The following is a 21,083-nucleotide window of genomic DNA, read 5'->3' as shown; positions in this document are numbered from 1 at the left end:
TTTAATTCTTTAGCAGTTGCATGGAATCCCCATCCACGCTCAAATAGACAGTAAACTTTTTCTTTAATTTCTTTAGAATACTTTGCCATAAAAAAACTGCACCTCCAAAAATTGTGTCCAATTTTTGGGGTGCAGTTCACGACGAACCTGTCCTTTTTGTTTTCTTATTTAATTATACTGCATATTATAAGGAAGCAGCTAATGTTACTGCCTCTTTAGCATTCTTGGCCATGCCCATATAGGTCAGGCCGTATTCCCTTCTTTATTCGGACTTCCATTAATAAATAAAATATTCATAATATGTTCCTTTCTGACAGCTAAGAACTGTCGTCAATTCTATGGTCTCGAGTACCTTCAATTCTTTTTTCCATAGCTATATTGTAGACCCGACGGTTATAAAATAACATTGCTAATTATGCAGAGTACTCTAACTTTAACACATACTGAAATCACACTAAAAAATTATATGATAAAAGCAGGGCTCCTTTAGGGAGCCCTGCTTGAATGAAGTACTAAATCTGCATCTAACCATTATTGCTGAAACAAAATTTAGCTTACTAATATGGATTTATAAATTATTCGTTCTTACAGCTTTTTTACGAACTCCGACTTCAACGCCATGGCACCGAAGCCGTCGATTTTGCAATCGATGTTGTGATCGCCGTCAACGAGGCGAATGTTTTTAACACGGGTTCCCTGTTTTAATACGGAGGCCCCTTTTACTTTAAGGTCTTTAATGATTGTTACGGAATCGCCGTCCTGCAAGAGATTGCCGTTGGCATCACGCACAACTAAACCACCTTCGGTGGTTTCAGCATCGGCGGCAGACCATTCATGGGCACACATAGGACATACATAAAGATGGCCATCCTCATAGGTATACGATTCGCCGCATTTTGGGCAATTAGGTAATTCACTCATTGATAGTCTCCTTTACATTACAAAATATAACTATATACTCTTAATCCACAATTTCCGCCACGGATTTACGCGGTCTCGCAAATGGATGCTCAGCAGGCACGCCAATCGTTACAACCGCTGCAATTTCATGACTTAAATTAAGCCATGCTTTCGCTTCTTCCTGAATAAAATAAATATCATTAATCCACAAAGAACCTAAACCGTATTCGGTCGCCATTAAGAGAATTGTATTAATAAACGCCCCCAAGGCCTGTAAATCACTTTTAGCCCAGATGCGTTCATAATCGATATCATCGTCAAACGGATTATACACGATAAGTACGGCGCCGGCCGTTTTCATGGCATGCAGACTGATTTCCAAACTGCCGAAACGTTGCCCCGCTTCTTTAAGCCGTTGTAAACAAGCATAGCCCATTTCAACAAAGGCATCTTTTGAGGCCCCATCCAATATGCGTACGCGCCAGGCCTGACGATTTTTAGGTGACGGCGACATTTTAGCCATGTCTATCATATGCTCAATATGAGCCCTCGGTACAGGAACCGCTTCATAACGGCGAATACTCCGGCGCGCCCCGATAGCTGCTTCGAGACTCATCAAATGAGGCGTTTTAGCCGAATCCTCCAAAGCTGTCTCACTCATTCGTTCCTGTTCATTTGCACTCATAATGGCGTCAGCCCTTCCTTTTTAAAATAATTGCTTAGCAATTTCTATTATATTATATCAAAAATACGTGCATAAACCTAATTTACCATATTTATTTCGATTTTATAGTCCTAAAAATTACCAATCGCTCAGTTACTATTTCTTAGAAAAATAATCATCATTTTAAAATTAATTAAGATACACTATATGGATACATTTTGTCCCGCCATCAATCAAATGGTCCCTTTTTTTGTATTTTTAGAGTAGGCAAATACGATTATTTAGTATATACTAAATTAAGACTTTTACTATCTGTTAAATTAACGAAATTTAGTGTATACTAGAGAAATCGTTATTAAATACTAAGGAGGCTACAATGAATAACATCGTAGTTATCGGCAGTTGCAACATGGACATTACCGTCATGGCCGATAAACGTCCCGCAGCCGGTGAAACGATTATGGGCTCGGGGCTTAATATTTCGCCGGGCGGCAAAGGGGCTAACCAAGCGGTAGCGGCCGCCAAGTTGGGGGCTCAGGTTACCATGGTCGGTTGCATCGGCGATGATGCTTATGGCCGCATGGTCTTGGACAATCTCCACAAATATAACATCAATACTGATTACCTCACCGTAATCGAAGGTGAAAACAGCGGTACCGCGCACATTACCTTAGCGGAAGGCGATAACAGCATCATCGTTATTGCCGGCGCCAATGCTAAAGTGGACGAAAAAGTTGTAGACAACGCGTGGGACGCTATCCAAAAAGCAGATTTAGTGCTCGTTCAAAACGAAATCCCTTTATCGACAATTGGCTATATTACGGAAAAATGCTCTAAAAACGGCATTAAAGTCCTCTTAAACCCCGCTCCGGCCACCGATTTAGATTCGGCTTGGCTTGAAGCGGCCACATATATTACACCTAATGAACACGAATTAGCTGCACTATATCCGGCTCAGGCAACAGAAGACACCATGCTTGCCAATGAAGGAAAAATTATCGTAACCCTCGGTAAGCAGGGCGTGGCTTATGCCAAAGACGGTATGGTTCACACCGTTCCCGGTTTTACCGTAACGCCGATAGACACAACCGGCGCCGGCGACACCTTCAACGGAGCTTTTGCCACAGCCATCGCCAATAATAAATCCATGGACGAAGCGCTTCAATACGGCAATGCAGCCGCCGCTCTTTCCATTTTAAAATTAGGTGCTCAGGAAGGTATGCCTACGGCTGATGAAGTAGCTGCCTTCTTAGCCAAAAGGAGTTAATCATGCAAAAAGGTGGAATCTTAAACAGTCACATTGCTAAAGTATTAGCCGATCTAGGTCATACTGATACAATTTGCATCGGCGATTGCGGTTTGCCCGTACCGGCCGGCGTGCAGAAAATTGACTTAGCTCTCACTTTCGGAACACCAAGTTTTGAAGCCGTAGTGCGTGTCTTGAAAGCCAATATGCAAGCCGAATCGATTCATATTGCCTCCCCTATGGAAGAAATGAATCCCCATAACTATGCCGTTCTTCAGGAATTATATCCGCAAGATCGCTACGAATGGGTCAGAACCGACCACGAAGCCTTTAAAGAAGCAACGAAACAGTGTAAATGCATTATTCGCACCGGTGAAACCACACCGTATGCCAATGTAATCTTACAGGCGGATTGCATTTTTAACGACGAAAAATAAACGATTAGGAGTTTTCAATGGAAATCAAAATGACAGGGATTGCCAAAGCCTTTGGAACCAACCAAGTTCTAAAAGACGTGGCCATTACCCTAAAAGCCGGTGAAGTTCACGCCCTCATGGGGGAAAACGGGGCGGGTAAATCTACCTTAATGAACATTCTTACAGGCTTACACAAAGCGGATGCCGGCGTTATTACGGTCGATGGCGTCGCCACGACCTTCGCCAATCCGCGCGAAGCAGAGAAAAACGGGATTGCCTTTATCCATCAAGAATTAAACATTTGGCCAAATCTAAGCCTCTTGGAAAATCTGTATCTTATGCAACCGAAACGCAATGGTCTCGGCATGCTCGATAAAAAATCCATGCTCGCTGAAGCACAGGCCAAATGCAAGGAATTAAATATTGAATTACCGCTCACCAAAGAAGCCGGCGAGTGTTCCGTCGGTCAACAGCAAATGGCGGAAATTTTGCGTGTACTCATGCTCGATGCGAAGGTCGTTATTATGGACGAACCTTCCGCTGCGCTCACCGAACGTGAAACGGAAACCTTGTTCCGCATGATGCGCCAATTAAAAGCCCAAGGCGTAGCCATTGTATACATCTCCCACCGCATGGAAGAAGTGTTCAGTGAATGTGATGTTATTACCGTTATGCGCGACGGCCACACCATCAGCACCAAGCCTGTTCAAGAAACATCGGTTGATGAAGTGGTTCGTCACATGGTAGGTCGTTCCATCGATGAATTTTATCCCGATAGAACCACGACCCCTGGCGACGTGGTCCTCACCGTTAACGGCTTAAAACCGAAAGATTTCAACAGCACCATTTCCTTTGATTTACGTAAAGGCGAAATATTGGGTGTAGCCGGCCTCATGGGAGCCGGGCGCACGGAAATCATGCGCGCCATCTTCGGCATCGACAAACATGATGGTGGTGAAATCACCTTGAACGGTGAACATCTCCATTTCAAAAAACCGGAAGATGCGATTAAAGCCGGGATTGCCTTCATCACGGAAGACCGCAAAGGAGAAGGTCTGATTCTTGACTTTTCCATCGGCAAAAATATTACCTTGCCTAATCTCGGCCAAGTATGTCCAAATCATGTGCTCAACAGCAATAAATTGGTGGATTTTGCGGACAACTTATCCAAACGCTTAGGCGTTAAAACTCAATCGGTTCACTTACCGGCCTCCTCGTTATCCGGTGGTAATCAGCAAAAAGTAGTCATCGCCAAATGGATTGGTCTATCCCCTTCCATCATCATCATGGACGAACCGACCCGCGGTATCGACATTGGTGCCAAACGCGATATTTACGATTTAATGAATGAATTAACGAGCCAAGGGGTTTCCATTATTATGGTCTCCTCGGAACTCCCTGAAGTATTGGGGATGAGTGATCGGGTCATGGTTATTCACGAAGGAGCCGTTGCAGGTATACTAAACCACAACGACGCCACACCGGAAGCCATCATGAACCTAGCAACAGGAGGACAATAATGAACCAGAATATTACGGAAACACTCAAAAAATTAGGCCCGCTCATCGGCCTGATTGCCTTATTTATTATTATCGCATTTCTTAACGACAGTTTCTTGGAATTCTCCAACTTGCGCAACTTATTACGCCAAGTTTCCATTAACGCCATCATCGCCTTCGGTATGACCTTCGTTATTTTGACGAGCGGTATCGACTTATCCGTAGGCTCCATTCTTGCCTTATCCAGTGCCATCATGGCCAACTTCATCGTAGGCGGCATGAATCCGGAAGTGGCAATTTTAGCCTCTGCCGGCGTAGGCATTATCCTCGGCGGTATCAACGGTATCGTCATTGCCTACGGTAAAGTGGCACCATTTATCGCCACCTTGGCAACCATGACCATTTATCGCGGGGCTACCTTGGTATTTACGGACGGCAACCCTATCAGCGGTTTGACCAGCGATCCTTTGTTCCACGGCTTCGGTCAAGGCGACATTGCAGGCCTGCCCGTACCGGCCATTACCATGTTTGTATCCTTCCTTATTTTATGGTTTGTTTTGCAAAAAACATCCCTTGGTCGTCAGACCTATGCTATCGGCGGCAGTGAAAAGGTAAGTTATATCGCAGGTATTAAAATTAACCGCGTTAAAATCTTCGCTTACGCCTTAACCGGTATGCTCAGTGCCATTGCGGGCGCCATTATTACGTCCCGCCTCAATTCGGCTCAACCGACAGCCGGTATGGGCTATGAACTTGACGCTATCGCCGCTGTAGTATTGGGCGGTACCAGTCTTGCCGGCGGTCGTGGTCACATTGTAGGTACCTTAATCGGTGCCCTCATCATCGGCACCCTCAACAATGGTTTAAATATTCTCGACGTTTCCAGTTTCTATCAACAAATCGTCAAAGGTATTGTAATTCTACTTGCAGTCCTCGGGGACCGCAAAAAAGCGTAGGAGGTTAGGAATGAAAAAATTATTAACAGTCATCGCTGCCGTAATCTTAGTTATCGGTCTCGTAGCCGGTTGCGGCTCTTCCAACAATGGTGGTGGCGATAAAAAACAAGGTACTATCGGTTTCTCCGTATCCACCTTAAACAACCCGTTCTTCGTATCTTTAAAAGACGGTGTTGAAAAACAGGCTAAAGAATTAGGCCTTAAAGTTAAAATCGTTGACGCTCAAAACGACCCTGCAAAACAGGCTAATGACGTTGCCGATTTATTAGAAAGCGGCGTATCCGTATTGATCGTTAACCCGGTTGACTCCGCTGCGATTGCTACTTCCGTTGAAGCAGCCAATGCTAAAAATATTCCGGTTATCACGGTTGACCGCTCTACCGACAAAGGTAAAGTTGTAGCTCACATCGCGTCCGATAACGTTAAAGGCGGCGAAATGGCAGCTCAATTAATCGTTGACAAACTCGGCAATGGCACTAAAGTTGCTGAAATCGAAGGTATCCCGGGTGCTTCCGCTACGCGCGAACGTGGTCAAGGCTTCCACAATGTAGCCGACAAATCTTTAGACGTGGTAGCTAAACAGAGTGCTGATTTTGACCGCACTAAAGGCTTAAACGTTTCCACTAACATTCTTCAAGCTAACCCAGATGTAAAAGCTATTTTTGCTCACAATGACGAAATGGCGCTTGGTGCTATCCAAGCTGCTAAATCGGCAGGCAAACAAGTTTTCATCGTAGGTTTTGACGGTACTGCCGATGCTGAAAAAGCTGTTCAAGACGGCACCTTAGCGGCTACTATCGCACAACAACCTGAATTGATGGGTAAAATTGCTGTAGATACTGCTTCCAAAGTTATCAAAGGTGAAACAGTAGAAAGCAAGATTCCTGTAGAACTTAAAGTAGTAACTAAATAAAACATATGCTTTGATACGTTGATAGAAACATTGATAGAACAAAAGCTGTGTACAGTTCGTTGGGTATCTGTACACAGCTTTTTATATTTCTAATTAAAATAGTCCACCTCTCAATTTGATTATAACGCATTTATCTCATACATAAAATGCATCAATAATAATTTTTCTATTTAATTCAACTTTAAAGAGTGGTAAAATAAACTGTATACTATATTGTCAGACAAAAAATCGTTAACTTTTCAGAATTAACTAAGCTAACTGAAACATACCTTGTTTGTCTGATACCTCGGATGGCTTCGATTCCGACCTTGAAAGGAGATATTAATTATGAGTAATTTTACTGTAACTGCTACTGACAAAAAGCTGCTCGACCTTTTGGCGACAGACGCGAAATTAACCCATGACCAATTGGCGGCCATGTTAGGTGTAGCCAAAGCTGAGGTATCTGAACGTATCGCCGCGCTCGAAGCGGAAGGCATTATCAAAGGCTATCAAGCCGTAATCGACTGGGAAGCCATCGATGCCAATAAGGCAACCGCCCTCATTCAACTTAAAGTTACACCGGAACCTGATCAAGGCTTCGATAAACTCGCCCACCGCATCATGCAATTCGAAGAGGTGGAAGGTGTCTATCTCATGTCCGGCGTTATGATTTGACCGTTATCATTCAGGGTCAAAGCATGCGCGATATCGCCCTCTTTGTAGCACGTCGTCTTTCCACTTTGGAAGGTGTCCAAGGCACGGGTACGCACTTTATCTTGAGCCGCTACAAAGACCGTAATGTAATCTACCATGACGAAGAACAGAAAGAAACAAGGAGTAATGTGTTCTATGATTAATTATGATAAATTTTTAAATCGTGAGCTGTCCAATGTAAAACCGTCCGGTATTCGCCGATTCTTCGACATTGCCAGCGAAATTGATGATGTTATTTCCCTCAGCATCGGCGAACCGGATTTCACCACACCATGGCATATTCGTGAAACCGGTATCGATACCTTAGAAAAAGGTAAGACCTGGTACTCACCAAATCGCGGTTTTGCGGACTTACGCGAAGAAATCAGCCGTTGGTTCACTCGTAAATACGATGTAACATATGATCCCGCTACTGACATTCTGGTCACTGTTGGTGGTTCTGAAGCCATCGATTTAGCTCTTCGTGCCCTCATTAACGAAGGTGACGAAGTACTCATTCCGGTGCCTAGCTTTATTTGCTACACGCCACTTACGGAAGTAGCCAAAGGTGTGTCCGTACCGGTGAAAACCAAAGCGGAAAATAACTTCCGCCTTACGGCCGAAGATATTCGCTCCCACATTACACCTAAAACCAAATTGCTCGTTTTACCATTCCCTAATAATCCAACCGGTGCGATTATGCGCCGTGAACATTTGGAGGAAATCGCCAAAGTCATCGAAGAACATGACTTGCTCGTTATTTCCGATGAACTCTACAGCGAGTTGACCTACGGATCTGAACAACATGTAACCATCGCATCAGTTCCGGGCATGAAAGAACGAACCATCGTCATTAACGGCTTCTCCAAAGCCTTCGCTATGACGGGATGGCGTCTCGGCATGGCGCTCGGTCCAAAAGAAATTATCACCCAAATGACGAAACTTCATCAATACGGCATTATGAGTGCCCCATCGGTTGCTCAATATGCTGCCATTGAAGCGTTGAAACACGGGGATAAAGATATTGAATACATGCGCGACCAATACGATATTCGTCGTCGCCTCTTGGTTAAAACCTTTAACCAATTGGGTCTCACTTGCTTCGAACCGGAAGGTGCCTTCTACGTATTCCCGGACATCCGCTCCACCGGCCTCGATTCCGAAACCTTCTGTGAAAAATTACTTTATGCTAAACACGTAGCCGTCGTACCGGGCAATGCCTTTGGCGATTGCGGTGAAGGCTTCGTGCGCGTTGCCTACGCCAATTCCTTAGCCAATATTAAAGAAGCGTTAAAACGTATTGCCGAATTCTTGCATGAATTAAAAAATTAAGAAAAATAAATTAGAAACGCCTTCGCATACTGTGAAGGCGTTTTGCTTGCCCACAGCTTTTCCTCTTAGAGTCAGTCTAAACACGGCATGCAAAAAGCCCTCTCACAAGTTGTGAGAGGGCTTTTGTTATATGCAGTTACTTTGGTATCGCTTAGGTGCATAATCTTCCCTAAGCCCCTAAATTAACCGAGTTTTATTAGATATATTTTTTAGCCAACGCTTCAAAATCAGCTTCATGATCCTGAATCCAAATATCGTAGGCCACGCCGGCATCATTTAAAGTCTTAGCCAATTCAGCAAAGAAAGCCGGTAAATCAGCGGTTGTAATGGCACCCAAAGGTTCGCCGAAAGTAACAACGCCTAATTCATCGCTACCGCCTTTAAACAAATTGAAAGCAGGTTGTGGCTTACCGTCTACTTGTTTTACGAACCCGTGTAAACCTAAGGTACCGATTTGATGAGTACCGCAAGAAGATGGGCAGCCGGAGATATGAATCTTAGGTAATAAAGCATCATCAATACCTTCTGCTTTTAAATGAGCCAAAATATCTTTATAGGCAGCCTGAGAGTTCTGGAAACCTACCTGGCATTTAGACGCACCAACGCAGCATACGCTGGCGGAGAAGTTGGATGTAGAGCTGTCGTCTTTGATTAAATCATAAACTTTACGAGCTTCGTCAGCTGTCAAGTTAATGAAGTAAGTGCCTTCTTCACCGGTCATACGAGCTTCCGTACCTTCCAAGGAACCTACGTATTGGAATACGTCGCGAGCCACTACCGGCTGCGCATGGCCTCCTACCGGATGATAGTATACATAATATAAACCGTCTTGAACCTGTTCGCCGATTAAACCGTTAGCTTTTGCCAATTCGTCCTGAGTCAATTTGCCATTGCCGGTTTTAGTAATCGTAGTATCAGGTAAAGTGTAGTCCAAATCTTCTACGCGTTTAGTGAACAACAAGAATTTATTGAACGTTTCACGGAATTTATCTTCGCCCATTTCAGCAACCATGTAACGGGTACGGTTTTTGCTGCGAGTTTTGTAATCAGCATTTTCAATGAAAGTGCGAACCATGGCTTTAATGTAGTATAACATTTCGGACGGATCCACTTTTTCAGCCAATAAAATGCCTTTACGCGGATTGCCGCCGAGACCGCCGGCTGCATATACCGTAAATGTACCGTCAGCTTGTGCCCAGAAACCTAAGTCTTTGAAAGTTACGTGAGTGGCGTTTTCAAGGCCGTTAGTAAATGCAATTTTAAGTTTACGAGGCATTTTGAAGTCAGGAATTAAGGTCAAAATATATTCGCTGGCTACCTGCACATATGGGGTGATATCGAATGGTTCACCCGGTGTTACACCGCGCAATGGGCTGGCTGCGATATTACGCGGATGGTCACCGCCGCCACCACGGGAATAAATGCCCTGTGCATGGCATTCTTTGAACATTTCAATAATTTGTGGCCCCTGCAAGCTGTGAATCTGAATAGATTGACCGGTCGTAAAATGTAAATGTGGCAAATCATTGCGTGTGAATAAATCAGCTAAGAAGGCAAGCTGTTTTTGCGTAATACGTCCCCCAGGTAAACGCAAACGGAACATGCCTGTGTTAGCACCGCGTTCTGCATACGTACCGAACGGGCCGGACAAGCCTTTGTAATCGTTAACTGAAATTTCTTTGTTGAAGAATTGTTCGCTTACTTTAGCAAACTTTGGTAAATCTTTGATGAGGCGTGCTTTCACCTCTTCTGTTAAAAATGTCATCTGTATCCCTCTCGTTTCTTATAATGACATACTTATATCAACTACAAATACAACTAATTCAATCGTAACACGTCTCCCGAACCGCGTCAATATTGAACACGACTCGAGGGACGAAATATGTCTCTATCAAATTTGATAGCGTTAATCAATACGCATACAAATCAAACCAATAATCAGTATAAATCTACTGTAATAAGGTAGTTGTGACAATTGTCACATTTGTAAAATTGTCACATCTGTAACAATCGACCGCATGGCAATTGTCAGCTTTTATTACCGATGATAGGCGCCCTGCTTCGCCTTTGGCGGTTGTAAAATCATAGACCACATAATCCCCGCCTTCAAACCGCCCGGTGGCAAGCGATGATTGCCGCTGTGAAAAATGTGCCGTCCCGTAACAGCCGTGTTCGGTTGCCAAACAGCTGCTGCCGGCATTGTTTTAACCGGTTGAGCCGACGGAATCGTCGTCCGATTCGGTGAAATCGTCGCCGTCTTAGGCACCTGGCGGGTAGTTCCTTGACCGGTTGTCGTTCTCGGCCGAACCGGTTCACGCCATTGCGATTCCTGTCTTTGCGGCATTGACACAATAACCGGCTCTGGTTGCTGCTTCGTTACCACAATAACCGGTTCCGGTTCACGTTGCTTAGGCGTAGTTACATCCGTAGGCAACGGGGCTTCACTCGGCCTTGAAGCTTCTCTCGGCAGCGACGCTTCCCGTGGTAAGGACGCCTCCGGCTGATTCCTAGGCACCGACGGTTCCTTGCGTTCCATTTTAATGCCGTAATGCCGTTCCATCTCTTCCCAGGTCATAGCCTCTTCACTACGACCGCGCGTATTGGCATTACCGGTTCTCGTATTGCCGGCAGGCCCCATGCCTCCCGTTGTACGATTACGCTGACCTTCACTTGGCGGCATAGGATTCGTCGGTTGCTGCGAACGCGGTCCCGGCCGATTTTGTTCGCCCGGTTCGGACCAATCGTAATCAGTCCTGTTTTCCATATTCGTGTTATCCTCATTAGGATTTCTATTTTGCCGCTTTTTACGGGTACTCAAAATAACATTGCCCAAGATGATCAACACTAATATAAAACCAAGATCCAAATCCATAGCTTAACCTCCGCTATTTATTTTGTGGCTTCGGTTGAGTTGTTAACTCCGCCGTTTCCCCTTCAGCGATAGTTTCACGCATCTTGGTATCTGCCATAATGTTATTCATATTGTAATAATCCATTACGCCCATGTGACCGTCACGCAATGCTTGCGACAAGGCTTGCGGAACTTCTGCCTGTGCTTCTACAACTTTCGCCTGCATTTCCTGTGTATACGCTCTCATTTCCTGTTCTTTGGCTACCGCCATAGCACGACGTTCTTCCGCTTTTGCCTGAGCGATATTCTTATCCGCTTCCGCTTGATCCGTCATAAGTTGAGCCCCAATATTACGTCCTACATCAACGTCCGCAATATCGATGGATAAGATTTCGAAGGCAGATCCCGCATCAAGACCTTTATTCAATACTGTACGGGAAATGTGATCCGGATTTTCAAGCACATCCGTATGCTCTTCGGAAGAACCTACGGTTGTTACAATACCTTCACCGACACGGGCAATAATTGTTGCTTCGCCGGCACCGCCCACCAAGCGGTCAATATTGGCACGCACCGTAACACGGGCGCGAACTTTAAGTTCAATACCGTTTTTAGCAACCGCGGAAATCGTCGGTGTTTCAATAACTTTCGGATTTACACTCATCTGTACCGCTTCGAGTACATCACGGCCGGCCAAGTCAATGGCGGCAGCTCGTTCAAACGTCAATGGAATCGAAGCACGTTCAGCGGCGATTAAAGCGTCTACCACACGGTCTACGTCACCACCGGCCAAATAGTGAGCTTCCAGTTGGTTTACATTAACCCGAAGGCCTGCTTTATTGGCTTTTACCAAAGGCAAAACAATCTTCGATGGTGATACACGACGCAAACGCATCCCGATTAAAGTGAAAATACCGACATTAACCCCTGCTGCCAATGCAGAAATCCACAGACCTAACGGCACAAAGTGGAAAAACAGGGCTACAACTATGACGGTTGAGATAATAACAAACATAAAGCTAAAATTAACAAACGCTTCCATAGGGCCTCCTCATTTATTTATATAAAAATTCAAGATTATTTAACTTCAGACTCAACTTTGCGAACTACTACACGGCCACCGGTAACAGCGACTACCACGACTTTGGTACCCGGTTCGTAAAACTCACCGTCCGTAATTACATCAATAATGTTTTCACCGAAAAGAGCCCGTCCAGCCGGTCGTAATACTGACTGTGTTACACCTTCTTGACCTAATAAATCTACTCGTTCATCATTACCGCTGTAACCGCGATCCTTCGTGGACTCCAGCGATAAGGTCAAGCGTCTACCTATCCAGCTATTCGGCACTTCTCTAATCAGTACAATGCCTATAATCAGCGAAATTACGGCTACAAAGGCCACTACTATCGATGCCATGGCACCGGCCCCTAAAAATAAATAAAGTGCCGCCAATAAGGCAATCATACCGGCTACACCGAATACACAGGTCCCCGGAACTACTGCTTCAATCCCCAGAAGCACAATACCACCGATTACTAAATAGGTTATCATCAGCCTCCTCCTTTCTTCCAAAATAGTCTCTTATCTAATAATATTCAATATGCGAGATGATAATTCCTCTTTTTCAAAATGTAAATTCCTTCTTACACTTGACTTAGAGTCGACTTCAAGGATTATACTTTTTTTGAACTTAAAGCTAGTATTAAAAAGATTAGAGGCGAATATAATGAAAGCATTAATAATTTACTATTCCTATCGTGGCAATACAAAACATATTGCTGATATTATTTCTAAAGAAACCGGTATTGATACTTTACGCATTGATACAGTTACACCGTATACAGGAAGCTATAACCAAGTGGTAGCTCAAGGCAATGACGAAGTAAAAGCCGGCTATTGTCCGGAACTCAAACCGATTACTGTTGACCTGGGTCAATATGACACTATTATTTTGGGCACACCCGTATGGTGGTACACCTTCGCTCCGGCCATGCATACGTTTTTGAAAAATCACAACTTTACGGGCAAAACTATTTATCCGTTTGCCACCAATGGCGGCTGGCTTGGCCATACTTTTGAAGATATAAAAGATAGCTGCCAAGGTGCTGATGTTAAATCGAGCTTAAATATTCGTTTTGATGAATCAACTTTACGAACTTCAATGAAAGAGATTCAAAAGTGGATTGAAAACATAAAATAATGTACAAAACCTCTACGCGCGGTAATCACCGTTCATGTAGAGGTTTTATTATTCACTAATATATTTTATTACAAACACTCGCAATTACTCAAACATAGCCGGCAAATTAGGATTTTCATAGGCTTCAAAGCACATCAAAACCTGCTCCTTAGAGCACTTTTCAACGGCCATATTATCCGGTATTTCGTCTTTACCGAAAAAGCCCGTCGCCGTAGTCTCAATATTTTCTTCGAAATGGCCGCCTTGGAATTCACACATAACGAACACTTTGAAAACACCGTAGACTAAATTAGTTACATTATGCTTGCGCCAATCTTGAATCGCAATGAGTCGTTTAGCCTTGACATCATAGCCGGACTCTTCTTTCACTTCTTTTTCCGTATTGGAGGCAATCGTTTGATCTACATCACACCAACCGCCGGGAAGTGACCACTTACCGGTATTTTCTCGAACGAGGAGAATCTTGCCATCAACAAACACAGCAGCTCTGGTGTCAATCTTCGGCGTCTGGTACCCATCTTCATTACAAAAGATATCATACACCTTGCCTACAGGAATATCCGTTTTGACTGCCACCATTTCAGCCGCAATTTGACGAAGTTCTTGGTAGCGTTCTAAATCGTATTTGTCCTTGCCGTATTCCAGCCCTGCCTGCGCTATGCTTTGGATTCGAATTGCAAAATCAAGCCATTTGTCGTTCATGTATATCGCCCCTTATATAAATAACGACCGGTGAGTTAATATAATAGCTATTTCTTTAGAATCTTGTATATACATACTCATAAATCTGTTGTCGATATAATCCCAAACTATTGTCATCATAAGATTCAGGGAGATCTTTCCATAATGTATTACGAATAATAACATCTACTTCAGCCCTTGTATCCTCTTTGTCTTTCCAGTGATCTAGTTCTGCGATTTTAACCTGTATTTTATTATACAAATCAATTGCAACCTCTTTAATTTTCTTGATTTCCGCTTTGCTCAAGTTCTCACGGAGCAACATATCATACAAAGACAATTCTTCATCACTGGTAAAGCCTTCACGAATATAACGCTGTTCTTCCTGATCCAGTTCCTGTGCAAGCTTCATTAATTCCATAAAAGTTTTTTCAATGGTGGCTCTATCCTGCTCAGCATTATAAGCTTCAATAATTGCCTGGTAACGTTCATAATAATCAATTCGATTAGGATTTGAAATCAACAATCTAGCGAGTTTTTTCTGAATCACATCTTCCAAATCTTTCATCATAAGATTCTTGTTATTAAGTTTTGCAAATTCGGTACTCAACACTGTAAAGTTAATGGCACTTATATCAAATCGACGTGTGCCTACACTGGTACTTTCCCCCGATTCACTAACTTGATTTGGCGTATTTTCAATTTCTACATGTTCACTGATTATATCGTTAATTTGTTTCATCAAACCTGTAGTATGCGTATGTTTGCGCTTTTTTTGGAGTTGTCCATAAATGGCTCGAATTGCCTCATACTGCTTTCGCGTCGCATCGGTAATATCATCGCGGTCAATATACTTCATAAGCCGAATAAGCTCAGAAGCATAGGTCGTAAATCTTTTTTTATCTGCCATACTGCCGCTTACCGCATCCGCCATTTCCAGTAGGACTTGCAATTTAATAAAATCTGCAGCAAATATAAGCTCTTGTAAAACTTTTCCTTTTTCTGTTAAAAACTCTTCCGTTTTATCAATTGTTTCTAAAATTCGCTGTATCAGTTCATCCTTATCAATTGTCGGGTCGGCTCCGTCATCACCACCTACATTAGGCTGTATATTCTGCCAACGCTTTACGCAGTTCCTTAACAATACCGATATAATCGATAATTAAGCCATTGCTCTTTCCTTCACTGACACGATTGGCTCGGGCAATCGTTTGCATCAAAGTATGTGCTTTTAACGGTTTATCCAGATATAAACAGGATAAACATTTTACATCAAAACCAGTGAGCCACATGGCACAAACAAAAACAACACGCAATGGATTTTTAGAATCTTTAAATTCTTTGTCCAGCTCTCGTCTAACCATCTTTTCACGATGATAACGTATATCCAGCCCCCAAGTATTAAACGTTTGAATTTCGTTTTGTTCTTGGCTGATAACGACCGCCATTTCAGTTTCTTGCATCCACTGTAACTTACGATTAAGTTCCTGTGTTTCTTGCTGAGTAGCCGTTTTAATCAACGCTTCGAGTCGCTTTATTTCATCCTGCCAATACTCCTGCACATAATTATACATGCGCACACATGTCACCTTGTTAAGGCACACGAACATTGCCTTGCCACTTGTCCATAAATCAGAATAGTGCTTTACAAAATCCCGAGCAATGGCGCGCAGTCTTGGCTCAGCTGTTAGTAAATGAATCTCTTTGGCAAATTCCGCTTCTAATTTTTCCTGTTGATCTACATCAAGATCGGCAGCCTCTATAGCGTCAAGTATTTGATTAGTAATCTTCGGATTGTGAAGATCCACAATCTTTTCCCCACGATTTTCGTAATATAAAGGGACTGTTGCCCCATCCTCTACGGCTCGTTTGAAATCATATACAGAAACATAGCCACCAAAAGTACGCGCTGTAATATTATCACTGGACAATAGCGGCGTTCCGGTAAACCCAATACGTGCAGCCGTTGGGAGTAATCTCATCATGTTATCTGCAAAAATCCCATACTGGCTTCGGTGAGCCTCATCAGACATAATAATTACATCATGACTCGGATAAATAGGAGTCGCATCAGGTTTATTAAACTTCTGAATCAATGTAAATATAAAACTTGGATTACCTTGTAATTTTTGGATAAGATCATCACTACTGTTGGCAATAAATTCAGTAGCACAACCACTCTTGCCTAAAAGACCACAGTTTTCAAAAGTACTACTAATTTGCGTATTCAACTCGTCGCGGTCCGTAAGAATGATAAACGTCGGTGTACCGGCCATCTTTCTGCGTATTTTTTTAGCTAAAAACAGCATAGAGTAACTTTTCCCAGAACCTTGGGTATGCCAAAACACACCTAATTTCCCATCGTTAAAGGCTCTATTTTTATAGGCTTTTATAGCTTCATTAACACCTAGATATTGATGATTACGCGCCAAAATTTTAGCCGTATGACCACCAGAATGGTCATAGAGAATAAAGTTTTCAAATAAATCTAAGAGATTCTCTTTCTTACAAATACCACGTAATAAAGTTTCTAACGCAACGCTCCCTTTTTCATCTTCAGCTAAACGTTTCCATTCGTGAAAAAATTCATAATTACTGCCAAGTGTTCCTACTTTTGCCTCGGCACCATTAGAGAGTATAAGAAACGCATTATAATAAAACAAATGAGGGATTGTAGCCTGATAATCCGTATAGTTCTCCGTATAGGCATTCTCCACATCTACAGAAGGAGATTTCAACTCTACAAAAAGCAAAGGAATCCCATTCACGAATCCTACGATATCTGTTCTTCGGTGATATATATCGCCATGAATCTTTAATTCTTTAAGCGCAAGGAAATGATTATTTTCCGGATTCTTGAAATCTATAACCATTGCCTTTTTAGTCTGAATCTCACCATTAGGTTTCTTCTCCGTAACAGGAATGCCATCACGAATAAGAAAATACTTCTCTTCATTTATCTGCAATGGCGACGATGATGATAATCTATACTCCAATGCTTCCTTAGCTTCACTCACTTGACTTTTATTAATCCATGGATTGAACTTATAAAGAGCTTCTTCAAAATAGCGAAATAAAAGAATTTCCTTATAACTCTTTCTACCAAAAGAACCATTAATGCCAAGTCGTTCCCTGTTATAGGCAAAATGGACTTCCCAACCTAATTCATCTCTAAGTAGCTTACCTGAACTTTCCTGAACAATTTTATTTTCAGTATACTCATAACTCATATAAAGGTCCCCCTTTACACTTCAATCTCCCCGCTCATGAGCTTAGGTAGTAAACAATCACGGGATTGTTTTAAAATTCCTATTTGACTTCGCAAAATACCAATTTGTGAAATAACCTTATCTAAATGATATAAATTTGAAAGATTATCAGGAATAAGCAGTTCATGCTCAAGAAATTTTTCAAAAGCAAAATTGTTTATACCATTTGAGCCTTGCTTCTTATATTTTGCCATTGTACCGTCTTTTTGCATTCTCTGAATTTCTAAAAATAACAAAATAGCATGCAAGTGATCATTTGGTCTTAATAGTTTGCAAAAACTCGCACATATAGTATTATTTCCACATTGTTTTAAAATAAACTCATCAATCAATAAATTTCTTCCAATATTATTAATATTTCCATTTGACACTTCAAATACTATATCATAAGCCCTTAGCACTCTTTTTTGTTTATCATTTTCTGTATAGTATCTTAAAGGTAAATCATCAAAAGTCCCTTGCTTAATATCATTAATATCTGTACCTCTTATAACTTTTCCTGGGATATAATTTTTACCTAGCTCTACTTCTTTTCCCCATCCTCCGCCAATATATCTTTCAAGGCAATCTCGAATCACACTCTTACTCCAACCTTCAGGTATACCGTCAATTACCTTGACATCTTCATATCCAGGAAATCGTAAATTTACAAACCATTCTTTATATAATCGTTGTGCCGCTTCTTCTAGAAGTTTAATTTGTTTTTGATTGTTTTCAATGAGATTATCATAAGTCGCTAAAATTCCTGAAATTTTATTTTGGACTTCAATGCTAGGAAATGGAATATTTAATCCGTGCAATATTTTAATGGTCAAGAACTTTGTTGAGGTTCCTGCAGACATTGTTTTAAGCAACCTCAATTGCTGATTTATTGCATAACCTAAAAATCGCACGTTTAGTTTTTCTACATCTTGAGATTCTATAATATAAGTTCGCTGATATGCATTGAATCTTCCATGAAAGTATTTGGCAGTATAATTTCCACTAGCATTATTACCAGCTAATAAAACGGCTTCTGTATCATATGCCCATTTATCTATAGATAAAGTTTTAGGATCACAAGTAAAAAAAGGATATTCTCCATTTTCTACAGCTGCATTAGAGTCCAACTTTCCTGTCCGAATTATAGCTATATTTTTTAATTTTTCTGTATTAAAATTCATAGCCCCATCTCCTTCATATTTTGCGAGATAGTATCCATCAAATCATTAGACTCAGCTTGTAAAAAAAGAAGCTCTCGATGAATTTGCGACATACGCTCTTCAAAGTCAACTCCATCATCTTCAACCGGAGCTACGCCAACATAGGCTCCCGGAGTGAGGGACCAACCTTTTTCCTCTATACTAACACCGTCTTTATCATTGTCTTTGGCTTCATCGGTTATATATGCAACTTTACAAAGACCGAGGATATCCTTATATTCACCATTACCAAATTTTTCGTAGAGCCAATTAGCTTCTTTAGCAATACTACGCATATCATTAAGTTGCTCAATTTTCTCGTCATATTGAGCCTGTACTATTCGCTTTTCGCGACGCGCTGCATTTTCAACAGCTATTTTAGCCTCTAACTTTACTTCCTTAATTTTTTCAGAAAGTTTGTGAATATTATCTGTAAATGATTTATCATTACCAAGTACAGTACGGTATTCTTCTAATAAAGATTTGTATTTATCTATTTCACCACGATATAACCAAACAATAGCATTTAAGTTCTTAAGTTGCCATTCGGACCATTCATTAAGTGTGCGGTCTACCACTGTATAGTAGTTTCTTACATCTACAAAGAGTACTTTGTCTTGGATTGCTTCCTGTTTATCTTTATCAAAAAACCAAAGTGAGCATGGCAATGATTTAGTATAAAAGAAATTATTACCCACACTAATCATGACATCTACATGACCGCTTTTATCAACGCTTCACGTATATTTTTATCTTTTCCCTGACTGCTATCTGTAGCAGAAGATGCCATAACAAATCCAGCACGGCCTGTGTCATTCAAATAACTGTAAAAATATGAAATCCATAAATAATTAGCATTCCCAATCTCATTACTCCGATTAACGCTTGGTAAACCAAATGGCAAACGTTTAGCACTTTCAGTGGATTCTGCTTTTACTTTATCCACGTTAAATGGCGGATTGGCCATAACATAATCACATTTACCATCAAGATTATGTGCATCATGATAAAAACTGTTACCTTCATCACCGGATTTTATTAACCCGGTAAGTCCATGTACAGCCATATTCATTAAACATAATTGGCATTGTATTCTACTTTTTCCTGCCCATAAAATGTCATTCTTTGATTTGCATTATAGCCTTTTTCATTTACAAAATCGCCGGATTGAATAAACATGCCACCGGACCCACAAGCAGGATCAAGAAGAATACCTTTTTGTGGTTCAATAACGTTAACAATCATTTTTACTAGAGATTTTGGTGTAAAAAACACGCCATCATCGGATGCAATATTTTTCGCAAATTTATTTAAGAAATACTCATAAATTCGCCCGATAATATCGCCATCAATATCATCGAGCGCTGAGTTATTAAAGATACGAAGTAATTCAGATAATATAGCATCCGAAAATTCAGTATATGTCTTTGGAAGTACACCCACCAGCTGCCCGCTTTGGTCTTCAATTAAACTCATGGCATTATTAACAGCTTCACCGAGACTCGTCATCGAATGGCCGTCTTTGTTTTTTAGATTAGCTTCTGAAATATTCTCCGGTAAATTTAGCAAATAATCATATTGAGCTTCTTTAGGCAAATAAAGCGCACTCTTCGCAGTAAAATCACGAGCTTCTACAGGTAAAATACGACCACCACGAGAAGGTCTTTCTTTTAAGATTTCAGCTTCCACCATCTTAAAACGGCTATAGGCATAACGCAGAAAAATAAGCCCTAATACCGGCATACAGTATTGGTTGGAAGTTAATTTAGAACTGGCACGTAATAAGTCTGCCGACTCCCATAATTCACTCTCTAATTGACGAATATTTATCATTGTTTCCTCCATGCTACAACAAAATCGCAGTATTAGCTTTGTTAACTGCGACATTTTTATATAAAAACTCCTTGATTTTCCTCATGTATATACTGTAATTATATCACAAAAAATCAAGCATTTTCCCGACTCTTCACAGTTTAATCTATGTCGTTTTTAATTAATACGACATAGTCATTGACAAAAAATCAAAGAGAGAGAATTTATCGGATTCAATTAAATCGAATAATTAAACGAAAAAACGCCTTAAAACCACTTTAGGCTTTAAGACGTTTTAAATGGTTCTATAATTTATTTTGGGGCGCTAAAGAGAAACGCTAGTTGCGTGTCCTCTTGGCGCCTACTTTTTTTTGCACAAAAAAAAATATATTGAATAAAATCCGATACAATAAAGGTGCTAACAATTAACGAAAGGATGTTTGTTCAATATGTCTAGTCTTAATTATATAGGAAAAATGCTCGGA

General features: G+C 41.5%; 19 protein-coding genes and 1 pseudogene. 9 read left to right on the top strand and 11 right to left on the bottom strand.

The genetic code is table 11. The annotated features are described in order from the left end of the window. Positions 1 to 585: 585 nt before the first annotated feature. Together E7204_RS02345 and E7204_RS02340 are read right to left on the bottom strand one after the other, a co-directional pair. A complete protein-coding gene (locus E7204_RS02345) occupies positions 586 to 921 on the bottom strand; it encodes a zinc ribbon domain-containing protein YjdM (RefSeq protein ID WP_295181180.1) in 336 nt (111 codons plus the stop codon). 40 nt (positions 922 to 961) lie between these two features. Beyond that, entirely contained in the window at positions 962 to 1,585 is a 624-nt protein-coding gene (locus E7204_RS02340) for a nitroreductase family protein (protein ID WP_295181178.1), read from the bottom strand. Positions 1,586 to 1,940: 355 nt separating this feature from the next. Here E7204_RS02340 and rbsK point away from each other — a divergent pair, with 355 nt between their 5' ends. The 8 genes from rbsK (at position 1,941) to E7204_RS02300 (ending at position 8,601) form a co-directional block, all read left to right on the top strand. Beyond that, complete coding sequence (gene rbsK / locus E7204_RS02335; protein WP_295181177.1) at positions 1,941 to 2,831, top strand: ribokinase; 891 nt, start codon at positions 1,941 to 1,943, stop codon at positions 2,829 to 2,831. A 2-nt stretch (positions 2,832 to 2,833) separates the two neighbouring features. Further along, a complete protein-coding gene (gene rbsD, locus E7204_RS02330) occupies positions 2,834 to 3,247 on the top strand; it encodes a D-ribose pyranase (protein ID WP_021841912.1) in 414 nt (137 codons plus the stop codon). A 17-nt stretch (positions 3,248 to 3,264) separates the two neighbouring features. Next, complete coding sequence (locus E7204_RS02325) at positions 3,265 to 4,746, top strand: sugar ABC transporter ATP-binding protein (RefSeq protein ID WP_295181174.1); 1,482 nt, start codon at positions 3,265 to 3,267, stop codon at positions 4,744 to 4,746. After that, positions 4,746 to 5,681, top strand: a complete 936-nt coding sequence (gene rbsC, locus E7204_RS02320) for a ribose ABC transporter permease (protein WP_127058356.1) — start codon at positions 4,746 to 4,748, stop codon at positions 5,679 to 5,681. The genes E7204_RS02325 and rbsC overlap by 1 nt, the downstream gene beginning before the upstream one ends. 10 nt (positions 5,682 to 5,691) lie before the next feature. After that, entirely contained in the window at positions 5,692 to 6,594 is a 903-nt protein-coding gene (gene rbsB, locus E7204_RS02315) for a ribose ABC transporter substrate-binding protein RbsB (protein ID WP_127058357.1), read from the top strand. A gap of 327 nt (positions 6,595 to 6,921) precedes the next feature. After that, positions 6,922 to 7,251, top strand: a complete 330-nt coding sequence (locus E7204_RS02310; RefSeq protein WP_295181170.1) for an Lrp/AsnC family transcriptional regulator — start codon at positions 6,922 to 6,924, stop codon at positions 7,249 to 7,251. Next, a complete protein-coding gene (locus E7204_RS02305) occupies positions 7,248 to 7,433 on the top strand; it encodes a hypothetical protein (protein ID WP_295181168.1) in 186 nt (61 codons plus the stop codon). The genes E7204_RS02310 and E7204_RS02305 overlap by 4 nt, the downstream gene beginning before the upstream one ends. Beyond that, positions 7,426 to 8,601 carry an aminotransferase class I/II-fold pyridoxal phosphate-dependent enzyme gene (locus E7204_RS02300; protein WP_295181166.1) on the top strand — a complete coding sequence of 392 codons (1,176 nt, stop codon included), beginning with the start codon at positions 7,426 to 7,428 and terminating at the stop codon, positions 8,599 to 8,601. The genes E7204_RS02305 and E7204_RS02300 overlap by 8 nt, the downstream gene beginning before the upstream one ends. Before the next feature lie 196 nt (positions 8,602 to 8,797). On the opposite strand, the gene E7204_RS02295 is transcribed toward E7204_RS02300, so the two are convergent. From E7204_RS02295 to E7204_RS02280, 4 genes are all read right to left on the bottom strand, one after another. Further along, entirely contained in the window at positions 8,798 to 10,366 is a 1,569-nt protein-coding gene (locus E7204_RS02295) for a nitrite/sulfite reductase (protein ID WP_295181164.1), read from the bottom strand. Between the two features lie 273 nt (positions 10,367 to 10,639). Next, positions 10,640 to 11,473 (bottom strand): hypothetical protein, encoded by an 834-nt coding sequence (locus E7204_RS02290; protein WP_295181162.1) that lies wholly within the window; start codon positions 11,471 to 11,473, stop codon positions 10,640 to 10,642. Positions 11,474 to 11,486: 13 nt separating this feature from the next. Further along, positions 11,487 to 12,494 (bottom strand): flotillin-like protein FloA, encoded by a 1,008-nt coding sequence (floA, locus tag E7204_RS02285; protein WP_295181160.1) that lies wholly within the window; start codon positions 12,492 to 12,494, stop codon positions 11,487 to 11,489. Positions 12,495 to 12,529: 35 nt separating this feature from the next. Then, on the bottom strand, positions 12,530 to 13,006 hold the full coding sequence (locus E7204_RS02280; RefSeq protein WP_127058362.1) for an NfeD family protein: 477 nt from the start codon (positions 13,004 to 13,006) through the stop codon (positions 12,530 to 12,532). A 175-nt stretch (positions 13,007 to 13,181) separates the two neighbouring features. Between E7204_RS02280 and E7204_RS02275 the strand changes: the two genes are divergently transcribed. Continuing rightward, a complete protein-coding gene (locus E7204_RS02275; protein ID WP_295181157.1) occupies positions 13,182 to 13,655 on the top strand; it encodes a flavodoxin in 474 nt (157 codons plus the stop codon). An 84-nt stretch (positions 13,656 to 13,739) separates the two neighbouring features. On the opposite strand, the gene E7204_RS02270 is transcribed toward E7204_RS02275, so the two are convergent. The 5 genes and pseudogenes from E7204_RS02270 to E7204_RS02250 form a co-directional block, all read right to left on the bottom strand. After that, positions 13,740 to 14,357, bottom strand: a complete 618-nt coding sequence (locus E7204_RS02270) for an NUDIX hydrolase (RefSeq protein WP_295181155.1) — start codon at positions 14,355 to 14,357, stop codon at positions 13,740 to 13,742. Positions 14,358 to 14,412: 55 nt separating this feature from the next. Further along, entirely contained in the window at positions 14,413 to 15,480 is a 1,068-nt protein-coding gene (locus tag E7204_RS02265; protein WP_295181153.1) for a type I restriction enzyme endonuclease domain-containing protein, read from the bottom strand. Further along, a complete protein-coding gene (locus E7204_RS02260) occupies positions 15,437 to 17,566 on the bottom strand; it encodes a type I restriction endonuclease subunit R (RefSeq protein ID WP_295181151.1) in 2,130 nt (709 codons plus the stop codon). Before E7204_RS02260 ends, E7204_RS02265 begins: the two co-directional genes overlap by 44 nt. Before the next feature lie 14 nt (positions 17,567 to 17,580). Beyond that, positions 17,581 to 18,768: a restriction endonuclease subunit S gene (locus E7204_RS02255; RefSeq protein ID WP_295181149.1), complete on the bottom strand. Its 1,188-nt coding sequence runs from the start codon at positions 18,766 to 18,768 to the stop codon at positions 17,581 to 17,583. Continuing rightward, positions 18,765 to 20,619, bottom strand: a pseudogene (locus E7204_RS02250) (class I SAM-dependent DNA methyltransferase). Before E7204_RS02250 ends, E7204_RS02255 begins: the two are co-directional and overlap by 4 nt. Between the last annotated feature and the right edge of the window lie 464 nt (positions 20,620 to 21,083).

It is taken from the genome of Veillonella sp. (assembly GCF_015058545.1).
Lineage (GTDB): Bacteria > Bacillota > Negativicutes > Veillonellales > Veillonellaceae > Veillonella_A.
This window is presented reverse-complemented; position numbering and strand designations above follow the sequence as displayed.